This window comes from Providencia sp. 2.29, assembly GCF_015832305.1.
In the GTDB taxonomy this organism is placed as follows: Bacteria; Pseudomonadota; Gammaproteobacteria; order Enterobacterales; family Enterobacteriaceae; genus Providencia; species Providencia stuartii.
On record NZ_CP065420.1, the window covers coordinates 3589829 to 3607805 of the forward strand.

Sequence of the window (17977 nt, forward strand, 5' to 3'; positions counted from 1 at the left end):
TGAAGACATTATACGTAATATCCCTTGTAATGAATATTTCAGGGTTATAGTGAATTGTTTCTGATTGACTAATCGTTATGACGTTCTTCACATTTCATATAAATATATTATTGATAAAAAATATCAATTAATCATATTTTTATTATTATAAATTAAGTAATAATTTAAATTTTCTATTTTTATCCACTTATCAAAAAAAATATCGGCTCAAATTGAGCCGATATTTATTATTTTAATAATAGATTAAATCTATTTATTTACATGCGCTCGATTTATCAAACATAATATCACCTGTTTGCACTAACGCAGGATCAAATTTACCGTCTTCCATTGATGGCCTTACCGTATAGTAACCTTCAATTTCAGCATAAACAGGCGTTCCTCCTGTCACACCTGTTGCACTATAACCTTTCTCAAGCTCTATCCCTGTTGCAGTATAAGTACGGCCTGTTTTACATTCGGTAAATGTTGCTGCATCAGCAAAGTAGCGGTATTCACCTGTTTTTTTGCTTGGTGCGACTTGGGTTAGCGTATAATTCAGTTGTGATTGAATTTTGTTGCCTTCCTGATCAAGCAAGACCATTGATTTATCATCTGCCGATGGTGCAAAGTACGCGCGCTCACCATTTGCATTCGTCATGCGTAATTTATCGCCATCTTTTGCCCATGTGCCCGTTTCATAAAATGTTTGGTCACCATCGCGAGACCCTAAATATACTAATTGCTCTACGTATGTACCATCTTGGTTAACCAGTAGAGTGGCCTCAATTCCAGAACAATCCGCACACGGTAAAATGCCTGTATATGCTCTATCAATATAAGTTACGCTAGGTTGTTTAACGGCTGTTTGGCAACCCACTAATGTCATCACACCGGTCGCCATTAATGCTAAGAATAGTGACTTTTTCATTACCTTTATCTCCTAACAGTTCAATTCTTATATTTTTAGTCTATATCTAATCATAACATTTTATGCAGAGAAAAATGGCGAGATTATTATATTTCGGACTTTACTGATATTAGTTCATTTTTTACCACATACGTTAATCATGAATTTACGTTTTCATCTATTGCTGATTATTGTTATTAAAATTACTGTGCTATTATCCTATGAAGCACATGATGCTTGGTAAAAAATAGTCAAGGCGGCAATAACCGCCACTAACATAGTGGTGAGGGAATATGTCTACAGATACTGAATATCAACCTATCAATTGTGATGATTACGAATATCTTGAAATCGCGTGCCAACGCCAATTGAAACTGGAAATTAAACTTCATGGCGGCGAAATCATTGAGGGGAAGGCCAGCGACTTGCTCTTGCGTAAAAAAGTTGAGTACCTAATCTTAGAGACTCAAGATGGAACAAAAGAGCTTCGTTTGGATCATATCAACACCTTCAGTCATCCTGAGATCGGCACTATCGTTGTCGATTGCTCTCACTAAAGCTCATACTCCATTGAGCCCCTCTACGCCCCTTATGAATGGTCACTGTCATAAGGGGCTCTCTATTTTATTTACACCTCTATTTGATATTCATCGAACTTATCCCAATGGAAGGCAACCCCAATTTCCTCATCTGCAACGAGGCCTTCAGGAGTGATAAAGCACCCAATGGCGGTAATTAATTGTTCATCATAATAAACTAGTGGGGTTCTTTCTCGCATCCAAGGAGAGATACCAAGCTCTTGCCAGATTTTTTTGCTACTTCTTGAATGCGTCCTACCCACAATGTTCAATGTGCCTTGTAAGCCAAAACGAACGGTCACTTTTTCTGTTGGCAGAGGCGGGCGAATTTGCCCTTCATCGGCAATAATCTCAAGTCGCCCTAATCCTTCAGGCAAAATAAAAGGTTGGGGATAATCCCAGCAAAATTGTTGCCCTAATAACGGGTTGATACGACGTACAATCCATAATGCGCCTTGGTATCGACGAATATCGACATGGCCTAACTGACAAATCGGCTCAGCATCCTGACGGGCTAGCGCCACTTCTTGCCAAATGCGTTGTAGTTGATGGTAAGGTGGCATTGGCAAGCGGTGTAGACCAACCCAACGCCTAAGTAGCGCGTTACGTTTCGCTGGGCTGCAATCATGCAAGTTATCAATAAATAGACCACCGCGATAATCCATCATTTCATCCAGCGCATCTTGTAATAGCTCATCAAGCAGCGATTCCTGTTCAGCACATAAGGATGCACTACGCGAAACTGCGGCGGCAAAATGAGGCCAACGCTCAGTTAAAGTCGGCATAATATGTAACCGAAGGAAATTGCGATCATAACGATCGTCTTGATTACTGTCATCTTCGACCCACGTTAACGGGCATTCACGTGCATAATTTTCCAGATCGCCGCGAGATATTGCTAATAACGGACGTAGTAACCACGTTTCCCCTTTTTCTGCATAAAATGGTGACAATTCGGGCATTGACGAAAGCCCAGCAGGTCCACTGCCACGCTTTAATGCCAACATAAAGGTTTCTGCTTGGTCATCAAGGTGCTGAGCGGTGGCTATGATTTCCCCCTCTGCCAACTCGTTTCGGTAAGCCTGATAACGCGCCTCACGAGCAGCCGCTTCAATACCACGATTTGAAGGATCAACTGTAACATGCGTGCAGACAAAGGGAATATGCCACTGTTCACACAAGTGTTGGCAGTGAGCTTCCCAATCGTCGGCCCTAACGTTAAGCCCATGATGAATGTGAATAGCCCGGATCTCTAACGAGGGAAGCTGATATTTTTTGATTTGGTAAAGTGCATGCAGCAATACGGTTGAATCTACGCCCCCGCTAAATCCCACCAGTATTTTTCGAAAATGACCTATTTTGTTGAGCACCTGCTCTATAATTGCTTGCGGCTGTAGCGCCATGAATCTGCCCTTCTTTACGCTAATATGATTGCTTTCTCTTCTGACCAACACATAACACACCAGAAACGATAACTAGCAATACACCGATGATATAAGCGATTTCAAACGGATCACTTAAAATGACCACCAACCAAAGTACGGATAATACTGGGGATAAAAATACGATGGAGGCAATTTTTGCAGAATGTCCCGTATTCATCGCCTTAAACCATAAAATGTAAGAAACACCGTTAATGAGCACCCCGTTGATTACCGTCGGCCAAAATGCAGCTTTGGAAGGTAATTGTAGTTCACTAAATGACAGTAGTAACACCAATGAAGTTAACGTTGAAAAGATAAATAACCAAACTGTACTAATATAAGGGTCAATCGAATATTGCCGTGAGAACACCGACATCAGTGCGAAACAAAATGCACCACTAAATACGAATAACAGAGCCACCGGATCCTCAACCTGTAGTTGAGTAATATGCCCTTTGGTAAAAGTGATAATCACTGCAATAAACCCGATAATCACGCCCACAATCTGCCTGCCAGCTAGCTTATCTTTTAATAAAAAGACCGACAGCAAGATAATGATTAAAGGCCAACTATACTGGATCACTAATACTGCAATACCATTTTCAATGGCGTAACCGTAATAAAGAAGCAAATAAAATAAGCAATCTAAAAAGCCAAGCACAAAGACTTTAAGGAGGATATCACGAGGAAGAATAAACAATTTGGTTGGCTTATAACCCGCGATCAGTGCAACCAGTATTACTGACATCGCTGAAATAAGATTAGACCAAAATAAAAATTGAAAGCTATCTAAACCATTTTGCCCAAAACGAGAAACAATTGGGATAAAACTCCATATTAATACACACATCAAGGCGTAAATTAAGTAGTTATATTGCCTCATTCTTATCTCTTATTTATGTCAGTTTTTAATCGGAAAAGTGACATCAACTTTGGAACGACCGTCGCTGCCTATATTCATTATTTTAGCAAAAACAATAAAGTGCTTATGTGGTTAACTACCCTATCAAAGTTACCAATTAATCACCACCTTGACTAGATTTCACGACTCAAAGAGCGTGATGCACGAATAAAAAACGGGAGCTGGCTATCCCAAACTCCCGTTTTTACTTTGCTAATAGGTCTTAATTAGCAATAGCCATATTCCATTAAACGCTGGTAGCGACGATTTTTTAATGCTTCTTCATCTAGCTCAAGCAATTCGTCTAAATCTTCGACGATACGTGCTTTTAAAGACGCCGCAACTTCATCGTAACTGCGGTGTGCGCCACCTAACGGCTCAGTGACCACATTATCAATAAGTTTCAACTCTTTAAGACGAGATGCGGTGATCCCCATTGCTTCTGCCGCTAATGGCGCTTTATCAGCGCTTTTCCACAGAATAGATGCACAACCTTCTGGAGAGATAACGGAATAGGTGCTGTATTGCAGCATATTCACTTTATCACCTACGCCGATAGCCAGCGCGCCACCAGACCCACCTTCACCAATAACGGTACAGATAACTGGCACTGATAAGCGAGACATTTCACGCAAGTTACGTGCAATGGCTTCCGACTGACCACGCTCTTCCGCGCCAACACCTGGGTAAGCCCCCGGAGTATCAATAAAGGTAATAATAGGTAAGTTGAAACGATCGGCCATTTCCATCAAGCGTAATGCCTTACGATAGCCTTCTGGTGCTGGCATACCAAAGTTACGGCGAATTTTTTCTTTTGTCTCACGCCCTTTTTGATGGCCAATAACCATAACAGGACGACCGTCCAAACGTGCAATACCGCCAACAATAGCTTTATCATCAGCATAAGCACGATCACCAGCGAGTTCTTGGAAGTCAGTAAATATACGAGAAATATAATCTAATGTATAAGGACGGCGTGGATGACGAGCAAGTTTAGCAATTTGCCATGCACCCAGATCAGAGAAAATCTTACGCGTCAGTTCAACACTTTTTTCACGTAAACGAGCAACCTCGTCATCTAGGTTGACTTCTAAATTGTTGTCTTGACGGCTAACTGCAGTCAGCGAATCAATTTTCGCTTCCAATTCAGCAATTGGCTGTTCAAAATCAAGAAAATCCAGACTCATAATATTCCTATTTTAGTCAAATTCTAATTCTACCTGCTCATTACCCAGCAGAGTTCGCAGAGAATTCAGAAGGTCATCAACGGGTGTTACGCGCCAAACAACACCAAATTTAAGCTTTGCTCTGGCATCATCCTTCTGATAATACAAATGAACCGGAATCGTTCCTGAACGATGGGGTTCAAGAGTGCTGCGAAGTCGGTTCAGTAACTGATCATTAATTTGTTTGTCTGACAGTGAAATTGCAAGTCCTCGCGCATATTTTTCCCTTGCTTCACTAATATCCATTAACTCCCGCACTGTCATTTTATTACCACCGTTGAAATCATCAAAGCTGACCTGACCGGTGGCAATCAGGATACTGTCTTTTTCCAGCAAGTGCTGGTATTTATCTAGTGCATCTGAAAATAACATAATATCCAGACGACCGGAACGATCATCAAGCGTACAAATACCAATTCGATTGCCACGCTTGGTAGTAATAACTTTGGCTGAAAGTACTAAACCTACCACAGTTGTCACCTGACCACGAGGGGTAGGGTTCACATCTTTCAATCTCAGACCATTAGTATAACGTTCTATTTCATTTAAATAACGCGTTATCGGGTGCCCTGTCAAATAAAGACCCAGCGTTTCCCTTTCACCGTCCAAAACAACTTGATCTGGCCATTTTGGTACGCTCGCGTATGAGCTTTCCACTTGTTCAGGGGCTTCTGCAAGCACACCAAACATATCAGTTTGCCCTATAGCCTCTGCTTTGGCGTGCTGATCCGCCGCTTTCAGCGCATCTTCCAGTGAAGACATTAAGGCTGCGCGGTGAGGCCCTAAATGATCGAACGCCCCCGCCATGATCAGTTTTTCCATGACGCGACGATTAATTTTTTTAAGATCAACACGCGCACAAAGATCAAAAATTTCCTTAAAGATGCCACCTTTTTGGCGAGCTTCTATAATCGCCTCAATTGGGCCTTCACCGACACCTTTAATCGCACCGATACCGTAAACAATTTCACCTTCATCGTTAACGTGAAAATGATATAGCCCACTATTAATATCAGGAGGTAATACTTTTAACCCCATTCGCCAACATTCATCGACGAGGCCGACGACTTTCTCGGTGTTATCCATATCCGCGGTCATAACAGCCGCCATAAATTCAGCCGGATAATGCGCTTTAAGCCATAATGTCTGGTATGAAACGAGCGCATAAGCGGCGGAGTGAGATTTGTTAAATCCGTAACCGGCAAATTTTTCTACCAAGTCAAAGATTTTCATCGATAGCTCACCATCGATACCGTTTTTGATGGCTCCTTCCTCAAAGACGGAACGCTGTTTTGCCATCTCCTCCGGTTTCTTTTTCCCCATCGCACGACGTAACATATCCGCGCCGCCGAGAGTATAACCAGCGAGTACCTGTGCAATCTGCATCACCTGTTCCTGGTATAAGATAATGCCATACGTCGGCTCTAGAACAGGTTTTAATGATTCATGTTGCCACTGCACATCAGGGTATGAAATCTCTTCACGCCCATGCTTACGGTCGATAAAGTTATCCACCATCCCTGATTGCAATGGACCAGGGCGAAACAGTGCCACCAATGCAATCATATCTTCAAAGCAGTCAGGACGCAGGCGCTTGATCAAATCCTTCATCCCTCGGGATTCAAGCTGGAATACCGCCGTTGTTTCTGAACGCTGCAACATGTCGAAACTTTTTTGATCATCCAATGGTATTGCCGCAATATCCACTGGCTCAAGGTTTTTCTTAGCCCGCCTTGCGTTGATCATCTCTAACGCCCAGTTAATGATCGTGAGCGTACGTAATCCCAAAAAGTCGAACTTCACCAATCCCGCATATTCAACGTCGTTTTTATCAAATTGGGTGACTGGGTTATTCCCTTCCGCATCGCAATACAGAGGGGCAAAATCGGTAATTTTGGTAGGCGCAATAACCACGCCCCCAGCATGTTTCCCGGCGTTACGTGTGACCCCTTCAAGTTTACGCGCCATATCGATGAGCGCTTTCACCTCTTCATCGGCTTCGTAAATTTCAGGCAGTTGCGGCTCGGCCTCAAATGCTTTCTCTAATGTCATTCCCGGATCAGGGGGAACCAGTTTCGAGATCCGATCGACAAAACCGTATGGGTGGCCTAATACACGGCCTACGTCGCGGATAACCGCCTTCGCCGCCATCGTACCGAACGTGATGATCTGTGAAACCGCATCTCGTCCATACATTTGAGCAACGTGATCAATCACTTGATCGCGTTTTTCCATACAGAAGTCAACGTCAAAGTCAGGCATAGAAACCCGTTCAGGGTTTAAGAAACGTTCAAAAAGGAGATCGAACTCTAACGGATCTAAGTCCGTAATTTTTAGAGCGTAGGCAACCAAAGAGCCTGCACCGGAGCCACGACCAGGCCCTACTGGTACACCGTTATCTTTTGACCATTGAATAAACTCCATCACGATCAAGAAATAACCAGGGAACCCCATTTGGTTAATAACGTTTAGCTCGACTTCTAGCCGTTCATCATATTCAGGACGTCTTTCGGCTCTCACTTTCTCATCAGGAAAAAGGAACTTCAGGCGCTCCTCTAATCCCTCTTTTGACCGCATAACCAAAAAGTCTTCCGTTTTCATATCCCCTGTTGGGAATTGGGGAAGGAAGTACTCACCAAGACGAATGGTTACGTTACAACGCTTAGCAATCTCTACACTATTTTCAAGTGCTTCAGGGATGTCGGCAAACAGCTCACACATCTCTTCTTCAGATCGTAAATATTGCTGAGGGCTATATTTTTTAGGCCTTTTAGGATCAGATAAAGTAAAACCATCATGGATAGCGACACGTATTTCATGCGCATCAAAGTCGCTACTTTCAATAAAACGTACATCATTAGTCGCAACAACAGGTAAACCACGCTGCGTTGCAAGCTCTACCGCCGCATGTAAATAACTCTCTTCGTCAGGCCTTCCTGTACGAATGAGTTCTAAATAGTAGCAACCGGGAAAGTGGGTTTCGTAAAATGCCAAGCATTCATCAACGAGAGCTTGATTACCGCGCAGTAAAAATTGCCCTACATCCCCTTGGCGGCCACCTGAAAGCAGTATCAAACCTTCTTTATGCTTAACAAGCCAATCGCGATGGATCGTTGGCCCTATCGCCCCATAGCCTTTTTGATAGGCTTCTGAGATCAACAGTGTCAGGTTTTGGTAGCCTTCGTTATTACGAGCTAGTACGGTTAAGTGAGCAATCTCATCACCCAATTGCTCGCTTTCAACAAAAAAGTCAGCGCCAATAATAGGTTTAATACCAGCACCGTGCGCTGCCCCATAGAACTTCACCAAACCACATAAGTTAGTGAAATCAGTGATCGCAAATGCTGGCATGCCCATTGCTGCCACTTTTTTAACTAATGGGCCGGTTTTTGCCAGACCATCAATCATTGAATAGTCGCTGTGAACGCGTAAGTGAATAAAACGAGGTTCAGCCATCTAATTTATACTCAATCTTTCGCTTCTAATGCACGGCGCACAGGAGCAAAACTCTTGCGATGAAATTTTGTTGCGCCAAACTGTGCCAGTTTTTCTAAATGATAAGCCGTCGGATAGCCCTTATGTTTTGCAAAACCATATTCTGGATAAGCTTTATCTAGCTCAACCATTTCTCGGTCTCTAACCACTTTGGCTAAAATTGATGCCGCGCTTATTTCCTGCACCAAACTATCACCTTTAATCACCGCTTGTGAAGGCATTGATAAGGTTGGGCAACGGTTACCATCCACTAAAACAAAATCAGGTGTTATGCTTAAACCAGCAACAGCACGTTGCATCGCAAGCATGGTGGCATGCAGGATATTGATTTCATCAATTTCTTCAGGTTCGGCTCGCCCAATACAACAGCACAAGGCTTTTTCTTGGATCTCAACAAAGAGTTTTTCGCGTTTTTTCTCGGTGAGTTTTTTTGAGTCAGTCAAGCCAATGATTGGATTTTTAGGATCCAATATTACAGCGGCGGTCACCACCGCACCAACAAGGGGGCCGCGCCCAACTTCATCTACGCCAGCAATTAAGTTGGCTTTTGGGTATATAAAATCCATTAATTTCGAACCAAATCCAATACAGCTTCAGCCGCTTGTTTATCTGCATCACAGCGGATCAATTGATGGAGCTGTAAAAATGTTGCTTTTAATTGTTCTACCTGTTCGCCGCCTTCCAGTAAGGGAATTAGCTGCTGAGCTAACTTTTCAGGTTGGCACTCTTCCTGTAGTAACTCTTTGACTATCTCTTTTTCAGCTAACAAATTAGGCAATGAAACATAGGGTGTCTTTACTAAACGTTTTGCCAACCAAAAAGTAAATGGTTTCATACGATAACCCACTACCATTGGACATTTCGCTAGCATACATTCAAGAGCCGCCGTTCCCGATGCGAGCAACGTCGCATCCGCCGCGATCATCGCATCTCTGCCTTGGCCATCTAACATATGGACAGCTAGCTCTGGAGCGACTTGTTGACGGATCGCTTCAAACTGTTCACGCCGTTTTTGGTTGACCAAAGGCACGACAATATGAAGATCCGTAAAATGCTGTTGTAAAATTTTCGCTGTTTTCAAAAAATCAGCACTTAGCATTTCAACTTCTGAGTGACGGCTGCCCGGTAAGAGGGCTAAACACTTTCCTTCTTCAGGTATACCAATGCGTTGCCTTGCCGCTGTTTTATCGACATGAAGCGGGATAGCATCTGCCATTGTGTGCCCAATAAAGCGACACGGAACATTAAAACGATCATAGAAGGCTTTTTCAAACGGCAAAAAGGCAAGCACTAAATTTGTTGCTCGACCAATTTTGAAGACGCGTTTCTGCCGCCATGCCCACACAGAAGGGCTGACGTAATGAATGGTTTTAATGCCTTTTGATTTTAACTTCCCTTCAAGGGTGATATTAAAATCAGGTGCATCAATACCAACAAAGATATCTGGCTGTAATTGTGTAAAGCGTTCGGTAAGATCTTTGCGAATAGCGAGTAACCGAGGAAGCCTGCCAAGCACTTCAACAATCCCCATTACCGCTAACTCTTCCATCTCATACCAAGCTTCACAGCCTTCTGCTTGCATTAAAGGCCCTGCGACACCTACAAAACGTGCATCAGGTACTTGTGCTTTGAGTGCTCGGATAAGCCCTGCGCCGAGTATATCGCCGGATGTTTCCCCAGCAACAAGGCCAATAGTAAGTGGGCGGTGATGATTCGCCAAAATGATCTCCTTAATAAAGGCCCTGACTTCGTTATCTTAACTACCGACTAACGAATAATACCACGATTAGACTCTGCGGAGTTCTCAAGGAACTCGCTGAACACTTTCACATGCGGGTTAGCTTGTGCAAGTTGAGCGATTTCGCTACGTGCTTCCTCTAGTGATTTACCTGAACGATAAAGGACTTTGTAAGCATTACGAATCGCATGTAGAGACTCTTTATCAAAACCGCGACGCTTCAAGCCTTCAATATTCAGGCCATAAGGCGTTGCATGGTTACCTTGCGCAATGACGTAAGGTGGAACATCTTGCGCCACACCTGAACAACCGCCAACCATAACATGAGCACCAATTTGGCAAAATTGATGAACGGCAGTCATTCCGCCAATAATTGCGAAGTCACCTAAAATAACATGACCACCCAGTGTACCGTTGTTTGCAATGATGCAGCGGTTACCAATAATACAATCGTGGGCAATATGCACATTCACCATAAATAGGTTATCGTCACCCACTTTGGTTAAACTACCGCCTTGGATCGTTCCGCGATGGATAGTGACACTTTCTCTTATACGGTTTCTGTCACCGATCTCGACTCGTGTTGGTTCACCTTGGTATTTCAGGTCTTGGTTGATTTCACCAATCGATGCGAACTGGAAGATCACATTGTCACGGCCAATTTTGGTGTGGCCATTAACAACAATGTGCGATTTGAGCTCAGTGCCTTCGCCGATTTCAACGTTAGCACCAATATAACAAAAAGGGCCAATACGAACATTGGCACCAATAATAGCTCCATCTTCGACAATCGATGAGGGATGAATACAGGCTGTTTTATCAATCATATCAGACCTCACGGCGACGGGCGCACATCATTTCAGCTTCGCAGGCCACTTCTCCATCAACTTTTGCAACACCTTTAAAACGTGCAACACCGCGACGTTCTTTAATAAACTCGACTTCGAGGATCATCTGATCTCCCGGCAACACTGGGCGCTTGAAACGAGCATTATCAATCGCTGCAAAATAGTACAATTCACCCGGTTCTAGTTTACCAACGCTCTTAAATGCTAGGATACCTGTTGCTTGAGCCATTGCTTCTAGGATCAACACACCTGGAAAAATAGGTTTGCCCGGAAAGTGGCCTTGGAAAAAGGGTTCATTGAATGACACATTTTTTACTGCGCGCAGAGATTTTCCTTTTTCAAAATCCAGTACACGGTCAACCAAAAGGAATGGGTAACGGTGTGGAAGTAATTCTAAAATCTCTTCAATATTCAGAGTATGATTATCACTCATCGAAATACTCTTCCTGTCTATTAATACAATTTAATTAACGAATCGGCCTGCTTTAACCATAAAGTTAGGTTAACTGGCAGGCCGGAAAAACGTAACTCAGTCGATTATTTTAACCTGAATTACGAAATGATTACTGATTTTTTTGAGTTTGACTATCTAATTCACGCTCAACAGCTTTTAAGCGCTTATTCATCTCATTGATATTCAAAACCAAAGCTGCTGTTTTACGCCAAACTTTATTAGGCTGTAAAGGAATACCAGAAGAGTATACACCAGGTTCAGTGATTGGTCTCATAACCATTCCCATCCCTGTGACAGTCACCTTATCGCAAATTTCCATGTGACCGTTAATAACACTCGCACCACCAATCATGCAGTAGCGACCAATTTTCAAGCTACCCGCCATGATAACGCCACCTGCTACGGCGGTATTATCACCGATGGTTACGTTGTGTGCTATCTGACATTGGTTATCAATAATAACACCATTACCAATAACTGTATTATCTAGCGCACCACGATCAATTGTTGTACAAGCGCCAATTTCTACGCGATCGCCAATAATAACTGTGCCTAGCTGAGGAATTTTGACCCAATTGCCACGATCATTCGCGTAGCCAAAACCATCAGAACCGATAACAGCTCCTGATTGGATCAAGCAGTGTTCACCAATTTCAACATTATGGTAAACGCTAACATTCGCCCATAAACGCGTACCAGCCCCGATACGAGTATTTTTACCAACAAAACAACCTGCGCCAATAACAACGTTATCGCCTAACACAACGCCGCTTTCAATCACGGCATTCGCCCCAATCGCCACGTTGTTTCCTAACTTCGCCCCTTCATCGATAACGGCTGACGAATGGATATTCTCTGCTGGGCTTGGCGTTGTATCCATGATTTGTGCCATGCGAGCATAGGCAAGATAAGGGTTATCGACTACCAGCGCCGCCACTTTACAAGCATCAAGATCTTTCGCTGTTAATACCACAGCGGCAGCCTGACACTCAGCGAGTTTGTCGCTGTAGCGACTATCTGATAGGAATGTAATTTGCTGATTATTTGCTGAATACATCGGTGCAATACCGGTGATGACGATATCGCCATCACCGTGTAACTGTGCATTCAACTGCTGAGCGAGGTCAGCCAATCGAATTGAGGACATCTATTATTTAACCTGTTTTTGAACCTTACTCGTGATGTCTACGCTATCTTTGGCATATGCAACAGCATTTGCATCGATAACCACATCATAACCTTCTTTGGCTGCAACAGATTTAATAGAATCCTGAATACGACTTAGGATTTTGTTACGCTCTTCCATTTGACGACGACGGTTGTCTTCTTCAAATTTTTGCGCTTTTTCTGCGAACTGATCACGTTTAGCCATCAGCTCTTTTTCTTGTTTTTCACGTTCGCTTTGCTTCATTGTTGCACCATCACGACGTAATTTTTCTACGCGTGATTGAAGGTCTTTTTCTAAATTTTGCAACTCTGTCGCACGGCTTTTGAATTCACTTTCAAGCTGTTTAGCTACAGCTTCGCGCGCTGGCATTTTTTGGAAAATTTCGCCAACGTTCACGACTGCAATTTTATCTGCATAAGCACCTGCTGACATAGCCAAAGCCAGAGTGACACCCGCCGCACACAACAATTTTTTCACACGAAACTCCTTAACCCATATTTATGGCTGGAAATTTTGGTCACCCTCACAATATATGCAAGGGCTTTCCTTAGATAGAGACGTTCTAGATTACCACGTTCTACCAATATTAAATTGGAACTGTTCTGATTTATCCCCTTCGTAATCCTTAATAGGTTGCGCATAGGAGAAGACCAGAGGCCCAAGCGGTGACATCCACTGTAGAGCAACCCCCGTAGAAACACGGACGTTTGTTGCTTTACCATAATCTGGCATGCCTTTACGCCAATCTGCATTGATACTGTTCCAGTTGGTATCCCATACTGTACCCGCATCAACAAATAACGATGTACGAACTGTATTTGAGTATTTCTCATCGATAAATGGTGTTGGTGTAATCAGCTCAAAGGACGCCGCATACATCGCATTACCACCTACCGCATCGCTTGATGGGCTACCCGGTTCAGGCTCACCTTTACCATTAACATTTTTCAGATAAACCGCTTTTGGCCCGATATTGTTAGAACGGAAACCACGCAGCGTACTTGAACCACCAGCATAGAAGTTTTCATAGAATGGCATTTGCTTGCTGCCAAGACCATCCCCGTAGCCTGCTTGTGCACGACCTAAGATAACCCAAGTCTCATCTTCATTGATTGGGTAGTACTGTGCTGTATCAAAACGCAGTTTGTAGTACTCGTTATCAGAGCCTGGAACGGTGATTTTACCTGAAACACTGGTTTTATTACCCGATGTCGGGAAGAAACCACGGTTCAAGGAATTATAAGTCCAACCTAAATTAACAGTGAAGTCATCCGCATTAAATTTCTCTTTATTGCGACCATCATCATTAATTGGTGGCTTATCGCCCATAGAATAGAGGTAATCCCACATTGCTGCTTGCGGACGCATATCAGACAATGAGTTATGAACGTAACCTGCACCAACACGGAATGAGTTATTCTCGTTGAATGGGAAGCTTAAGAACGTATCTAAACCATAGGTTTTATTGGTATAGCCAGACAAGTCAGCATCTTTCGCACGGAAATCATTATAGAAAACACGCCCGCCTAAGCTCACACCATTAACGGTGAAGTAAGGATCCGTAAACGACATTTCAACGTTGGTTGAGTAATCGTTTTTACTTGCGTTGATCCCAACCGCATTACCGGTTCCTAACCAGTTGTCTTGACTTACACCGACTTGGAAACTCACGCCACTTTCAGTACCGAAACCGACACCAAAGTTCATGGAGCCTGTATTACGCTCTTTAACTTTGTAGACCACATCGACTTGGTCTGGGCTACCCGGTACACGTTGCGTTTCGACATCAACAGTTTCAAAGAAACCCGTACGGTTAAGACGCTCTTTGCCTAATTCGACTAAATCATTACCAAGCCAAGCCCCTTCCATCTGGCGCATTTCACGACGAAGGACCGAGTCTTTACTTGTGTCATTACCTTGGAAACGGATTTGACGAACATAGAAGCGGTTACCTGCATCGATATTGACATGCAGTTTGACCGTTTTATCTTCATCATTAATTTCAGGTTGTGTCATTACACGAGGATAGGCATAACCATAACGACCAAGAAGATCCTTGATTTTGTTTTCCATACTCGTCACCTGCGTGCCGTTATACAGCTCGCCTGGGGTGATCGTAATGAGTTCTTGAATTTCAGTCAGATGATCTGCGGTATTACCATTAATTTCCACACCAGAGATCTTATATTGATCGCCTTCAGTGACATTAATTGTAATGTAGATATCTTTTTTGTCTGGCGTCAAACTGACTTGAGTGGAATCAATATTGAAACGCGCATAGCCACGGTCAAGATAGAAACTACGAAGAGTTTCTAAATCACCAGCCAGTTTTTGTTTTTGATATTTTTGGTCTGCCGCTAGGTTCCACCATGGCACATCATCACGCAATTGGAATTTATTAACCAATTCAGCCGTCGTGTAATTTTTGTTTCCTACGACGTTAATCTGCTGAATTTTTGCAGACACGCCCTCAGAGAACACAAATTTTAAATCTACACGGTTACGAGGCAGTGGCGTAGCCACTGCTTTTACTGTCGCATTGTATTTACCAACACTATAGTAAAAGTCTTCCAGACCTTTCTCGATATTCGCTATTTTCGTGCGGTCCAAAGCCTCACCAACACGAATGTTTGATGCTTCCAAGTTTTGTTTGAGCATATCATCTTTAACAGATTTATTGCCTGTAAAAGTGATACTCGCGATGGTTGGTCGCTCTTTAACTTGAACGATCAGCGTGTTTCCATCACGCAGGACCCTAACATCTTCGAAGTTGCCAGTAGAGAATAGAGATCGAATTGAACGGCTAATATCTTCGTTATCAATCGAGTCACCTACCCTGACAGGCATGTTCAATAATGCTGCACCAACGGCGACGCGTTGTAGACCTTCGAAACGAATGTCCTTAACTACGAATCCGTCTGAACCGTATGCAGTCGCGCTGCCAAATAGCAGCGACGCTATGAGCAACTTTTTCATCGCCATCGTTGTTATGCGTATTCCTTACTGGTCCCCAGCTTACTTGTTAGAAGCGAGAGAAATCATTAAAAAGTGCAAGTCCCATTAACAGAATCAATGCCATTGCACCTATCCGATAACTAAAGTCTTGTACTCGCTCAGACACTGGACTTCCTTTAATTTTCTCAATTAACAGGAAGAGCAAGTGCCCCCCATCTAATACAGGCAATGGAAACAAATTGATAATGCCCAAGTTTACGCTTATCAGCGCAATGAACATCAAATAATATACCAAGCCTGACTCTGCCGATACCCCTGCACCTTTCGCAATAGATATCGGTCCACTCAAGTTGTTAAGTTTGACATCCCCAACAACGAGTTTGCCCATCATATTCACGGTCAGTTTCATCAACTGCCACGTTTTATCGCTAGCTTGATAGATGGCAGAAAATGGCCCATATTGCTGCACCATTCTATATTCATCTGCTAACGGTAACACTGAAAGTTCAACTCCCGCAAATCCAATTTGCTCGCCACCCTTTCCATTTTGACTATCAGGCGTCAATGTGAGTGAGATGATCTGATTATTTCTTTCAACAGCTAACTTCAACGGTTGATTCGGACTATTACGAATCAACCGAGTTACCGGATTCCACAAATCTAATGTTTCGCCATTTACGCTAACAATTCTATCTCCGGGTTGCAAACCTGCTCGCTCACCAGCTAAACCCGGTGAAACTTTCGATATCACAGGATCAATTCTAGCGGAAACCGGCATAATTCCCATGGAAAGAACGGGATCTTGCTTTTCAGGATCAAATTGCCATGCGGTTAAATCTATCGTTTTAGTCACTGGTTCACTAAACCCTTGAGGCAATACGGACACAGTGAGTTCACTGTCGCCAATTTTGCCAACTAAGGCTAATCGAATTGAATTCCAGTCAGGCGTTTCGATACCATCAATCGATTTTAGTTCCATTCCCGGCAAAATATTTGCACTAGCGGCAACGGAGCCAGGTTTCACATCTTCAATCACAGGGCGTACTGATGGAATCCCCATCATGAACACCACCCAGTAGACAACAATTGCAAGTAAAAAGTTCGCAATTGGGCCAGCACTAATGATGGCGGCTCTCTGACCAACCGTTTTATTGTTAAACGCTAAATGACGGCGTTCAGGTGACACATCACCGACGCGCTCATCAAGCATTTTGACATAACCGCCTAGCGGGATCAGGGCAATAACAAATTCGGTTCCTTGTCGATCCACCTTGCGCCATAACGTTTTCCCAAAGCCGATAGAAAAACGTTCTACATAAACACCGCAGCGACGTGCAACCCAAAAGTGACCAAATTCATGTACGGTAATTAACACCCCAATGGCGATGATAAATGCCGCTAGACTCCAAAAAAATCCCATGTCTTATCCTAGAGACCGAACCCGTTAAAAACTAACAAATTTAACCCTGCAAATACAGGTATTGCCGCTGTTAGACTGTCAATTCGATCAAGAATTCCACCGTGACCAGGAATTAAATGGCTACTGTCTTTAATTCCTGACTGGCGTTTAAACATACTTTCCGTCAAATCACCGAACACAGATACTACAACAACAATAATTGATGTAACCAGCAAATAATCAGGCATTACTGGGATTGGCGCAAATGAACTAAATAGCCAAGAAATAATACCTGCGGTGATCAACCCACCAACAAGGCCTTCCCAGGTTTTACCGGGGGAAACCTTAGGTGCCATCTTATGGCGCCCCATTGTACGACCAAAGGCATAAGCACCTGAATCAGCACCCCACACCAGCAACATAACATATAGCAACCACCAAGCACCAAAAAAGGTGTCACTATGGTAACCAATGGTTCGAAGCACCATCATACCGCAATAAAAAGGAATGATAGTTAACAGCCCAAACAGTACACGTACTAACGCCGATTGCCCCCATGCTTTTGCCGATGCTGGGAAAGTAATCACAAGTAAAATTGCCACTATCCACCAAATAAGACCGGCCCATAAACCATATAAAATAAGCGGCTCATTCTTTAACGTTGTGATATCAGCAAAAGAGAACTGCATGGCTAGCAGTATGATGGCAAAAACCACCGCAAGACCAATTCGCTTAGCTTGTGTGTGCCAACCTGCAAATTGCGCCCATTCCCAAGCCCCTAAAGCACATACGGCAATCACCACATAACCAAAAGCGGCAGGTGAAAGCAAAAAAAGCGCAGCAATAACCAGCGGTATTAATACAATCGCTGTCATTAAACGATATTTCAGCACAATTTACCC

General features: G+C 43.3%; 15 protein-coding genes. 1 reads left to right on the top strand and 14 read right to left on the bottom strand.

The genetic code is table 11. The annotated features are described in order from the left end of the window. Positions 1-253: 253 nt before the first annotated feature. Positions 254-910 carry an envelope stress response activation lipoprotein NlpE gene (gene nlpE / locus I3B46_RS16960; RefSeq protein WP_004916731.1) on the bottom strand — a complete coding sequence of 219 codons (657 nt, stop codon included), beginning with the start codon at positions 908-910 and terminating at the stop codon, positions 254-256. 272 nt (positions 911-1182) lie between these two features. On the opposite strand from nlpE, the gene rof reads away from it, so the two are divergent. Beyond that, entirely contained in the window at positions 1183-1446 is a 264-nt protein-coding gene (gene rof / locus I3B46_RS16965; RefSeq protein ID WP_004916733.1) for a Rho-binding antiterminator, read from the top strand. Positions 1447-1517: 71 nt separating this feature from the next. Here rof and tilS read toward each other — a convergent pair whose 3' ends face one another. The 13 genes from tilS to cdsA form a co-directional block, all read right to left on the bottom strand. Further along, positions 1518-2870, bottom strand: coding sequence for a tRNA lysidine(34) synthetase TilS (gene tilS / locus I3B46_RS16970; RefSeq protein WP_014657690.1), 1353 nt, complete (start codon positions 2868-2870; stop codon positions 1518-1520). 19 nt (positions 2871-2889) lie between these two features. Then, positions 2890-3774, bottom strand: coding sequence for a DMT family transporter (locus tag I3B46_RS16975; protein ID WP_014657689.1), 885 nt, complete (start codon positions 3772-3774; stop codon positions 2890-2892). Between the two features lie 245 nt (positions 3775-4019). Beyond that, positions 4020-4979, bottom strand: a complete 960-nt coding sequence (accA, locus tag I3B46_RS16980; RefSeq protein ID WP_004916741.1) for an acetyl-CoA carboxylase carboxyl transferase subunit alpha — start codon at positions 4977-4979, stop codon at positions 4020-4022. 12 nt (positions 4980-4991) lie between these two features. After that, positions 4992-8474, bottom strand: coding sequence for a DNA polymerase III subunit alpha (gene dnaE / locus I3B46_RS16985; RefSeq protein ID WP_040132401.1), 3483 nt, complete (start codon positions 8472-8474; stop codon positions 4992-4994). A gap of 11 nt (positions 8475-8485) precedes the next feature. After that, positions 8486-9079: a ribonuclease HII gene (gene rnhB / locus I3B46_RS16990; protein ID WP_104873321.1), complete on the bottom strand. Its 594-nt coding sequence runs from the start codon at positions 9077-9079 to the stop codon at positions 8486-8488. Then, a complete protein-coding gene (lpxB, locus tag I3B46_RS16995) occupies positions 9079-10233 on the bottom strand; it encodes a lipid-A-disaccharide synthase (protein ID WP_036943426.1) in 1155 nt (384 codons plus the stop codon). Before lpxB ends, rnhB begins: the two co-directional genes overlap by 1 nt. Before the next feature lie 47 nt (positions 10234-10280). Next, the gene (gene lpxA / locus I3B46_RS17000) at positions 10281-11078 is read right to left on the bottom strand and encodes an acyl-ACP--UDP-N-acetylglucosamine O-acyltransferase (protein ID WP_004916754.1); all 798 of its coding nucleotides are present in this window, start codon (positions 11076-11078) and stop codon (positions 10281-10283) included. 1 nt (position 11079) lies between these two features. Next, a complete protein-coding gene (gene fabZ / locus I3B46_RS17005) occupies positions 11080-11532 on the bottom strand; it encodes a 3-hydroxyacyl-ACP dehydratase FabZ (protein WP_004916757.1) in 453 nt (150 codons plus the stop codon). 130 nt (positions 11533-11662) lie between these two features. Continuing rightward, positions 11663-12700, bottom strand: coding sequence for a UDP-3-O-(3-hydroxymyristoyl)glucosamine N-acyltransferase (gene lpxD, locus I3B46_RS17010; protein ID WP_004916761.1), 1038 nt, complete (start codon positions 12698-12700; stop codon positions 11663-11665). 3 nt (positions 12701-12703) lie between these two features. After that, complete coding sequence (gene skp, locus I3B46_RS17015; RefSeq protein WP_004916764.1) at positions 12704-13198, bottom strand: molecular chaperone Skp; 495 nt, start codon at positions 13196-13198, stop codon at positions 12704-12706. 90 nt (positions 13199-13288) lie between these two features. Next, positions 13289-15703 (bottom strand): outer membrane protein assembly factor BamA, encoded by a 2415-nt coding sequence (gene bamA / locus I3B46_RS17020; protein WP_004916767.1) that lies wholly within the window; start codon positions 15701-15703, stop codon positions 13289-13291. 40 nt (positions 15704-15743) lie between these two features. Next, positions 15744-17096, bottom strand: coding sequence for a sigma E protease regulator RseP (rseP, locus tag I3B46_RS17025; RefSeq protein WP_014657684.1), 1353 nt, complete (start codon positions 17094-17096; stop codon positions 15744-15746). Positions 17097-17104: 8 nt separating this feature from the next. After that, positions 17105-17968 carry a phosphatidate cytidylyltransferase gene (cdsA, locus tag I3B46_RS17030; RefSeq protein ID WP_061064346.1) on the bottom strand — a complete coding sequence of 288 codons (864 nt, stop codon included), beginning with the start codon at positions 17966-17968 and terminating at the stop codon, positions 17105-17107. Positions 17969-17977: the final 9 nt, after the last annotated feature.

Coding starts and splice junctions, on each gene's coding strand:
- fabZ (WP_004916757.1), bottom strand. CDS start 11,532: ATGAGTGATAATCATACTCTGAATATTGAAGAGATTTTAGAATTACTT.
- rof (WP_004916733.1), top strand. CDS start 1,183: ATGTCTACAGATACTGAATATCAACCTATCAATTGTGATGATTACGAA.
- accA (WP_004916741.1), bottom strand. CDS start 4,979: ATGAGTCTGGATTTTCTTGATTTTGAACAGCCAATTGCTGAATTGGAA.
- nlpE (WP_004916731.1), bottom strand. CDS start 910: ATGAAAAAGTCACTATTCTTAGCATTAATGGCGACCGGTGTGATGACA.
- rseP (WP_014657684.1), bottom strand. CDS start 17,096: ATGGGATTTTTTTGGAGTCTAGCGGCATTTATCATCGCCATTGGGGTG.
- rnhB (WP_104873321.1), bottom strand. CDS start 9,079: ATGGATTTTATATACCCAAAAGCCAACTTAATTGCTGGCGTAGATGAA.
- I3B46_RS16975 (WP_014657689.1), bottom strand. CDS start 3,774: ATGAGGCAATATAACTACTTAATTTACGCCTTGATGTGTGTATTAATA.
- bamA (WP_004916767.1), bottom strand. CDS start 15,703: ATGGCGATGAAAAAGTTGCTCATAGCGTCGCTGCTATTTGGCAGCGCG.
- lpxD (WP_004916761.1), bottom strand. CDS start 12,700: ATGTCCTCAATTCGATTGGCTGACCTCGCTCAGCAGTTGAATGCACAG.
- tilS (WP_014657690.1), bottom strand. CDS start 2,870: ATGGCGCTACAGCCGCAAGCAATTATAGAGCAGGTGCTCAACAAAATA.
- lpxA (WP_004916754.1), bottom strand. CDS start 11,078: ATGATTGATAAAACAGCCTGTATTCATCCCTCATCGATTGTCGAAGAT.
- dnaE (WP_040132401.1), bottom strand. CDS start 8,474: ATGGCTGAACCTCGTTTTATTCACTTACGCGTTCACAGCGACTATTCA.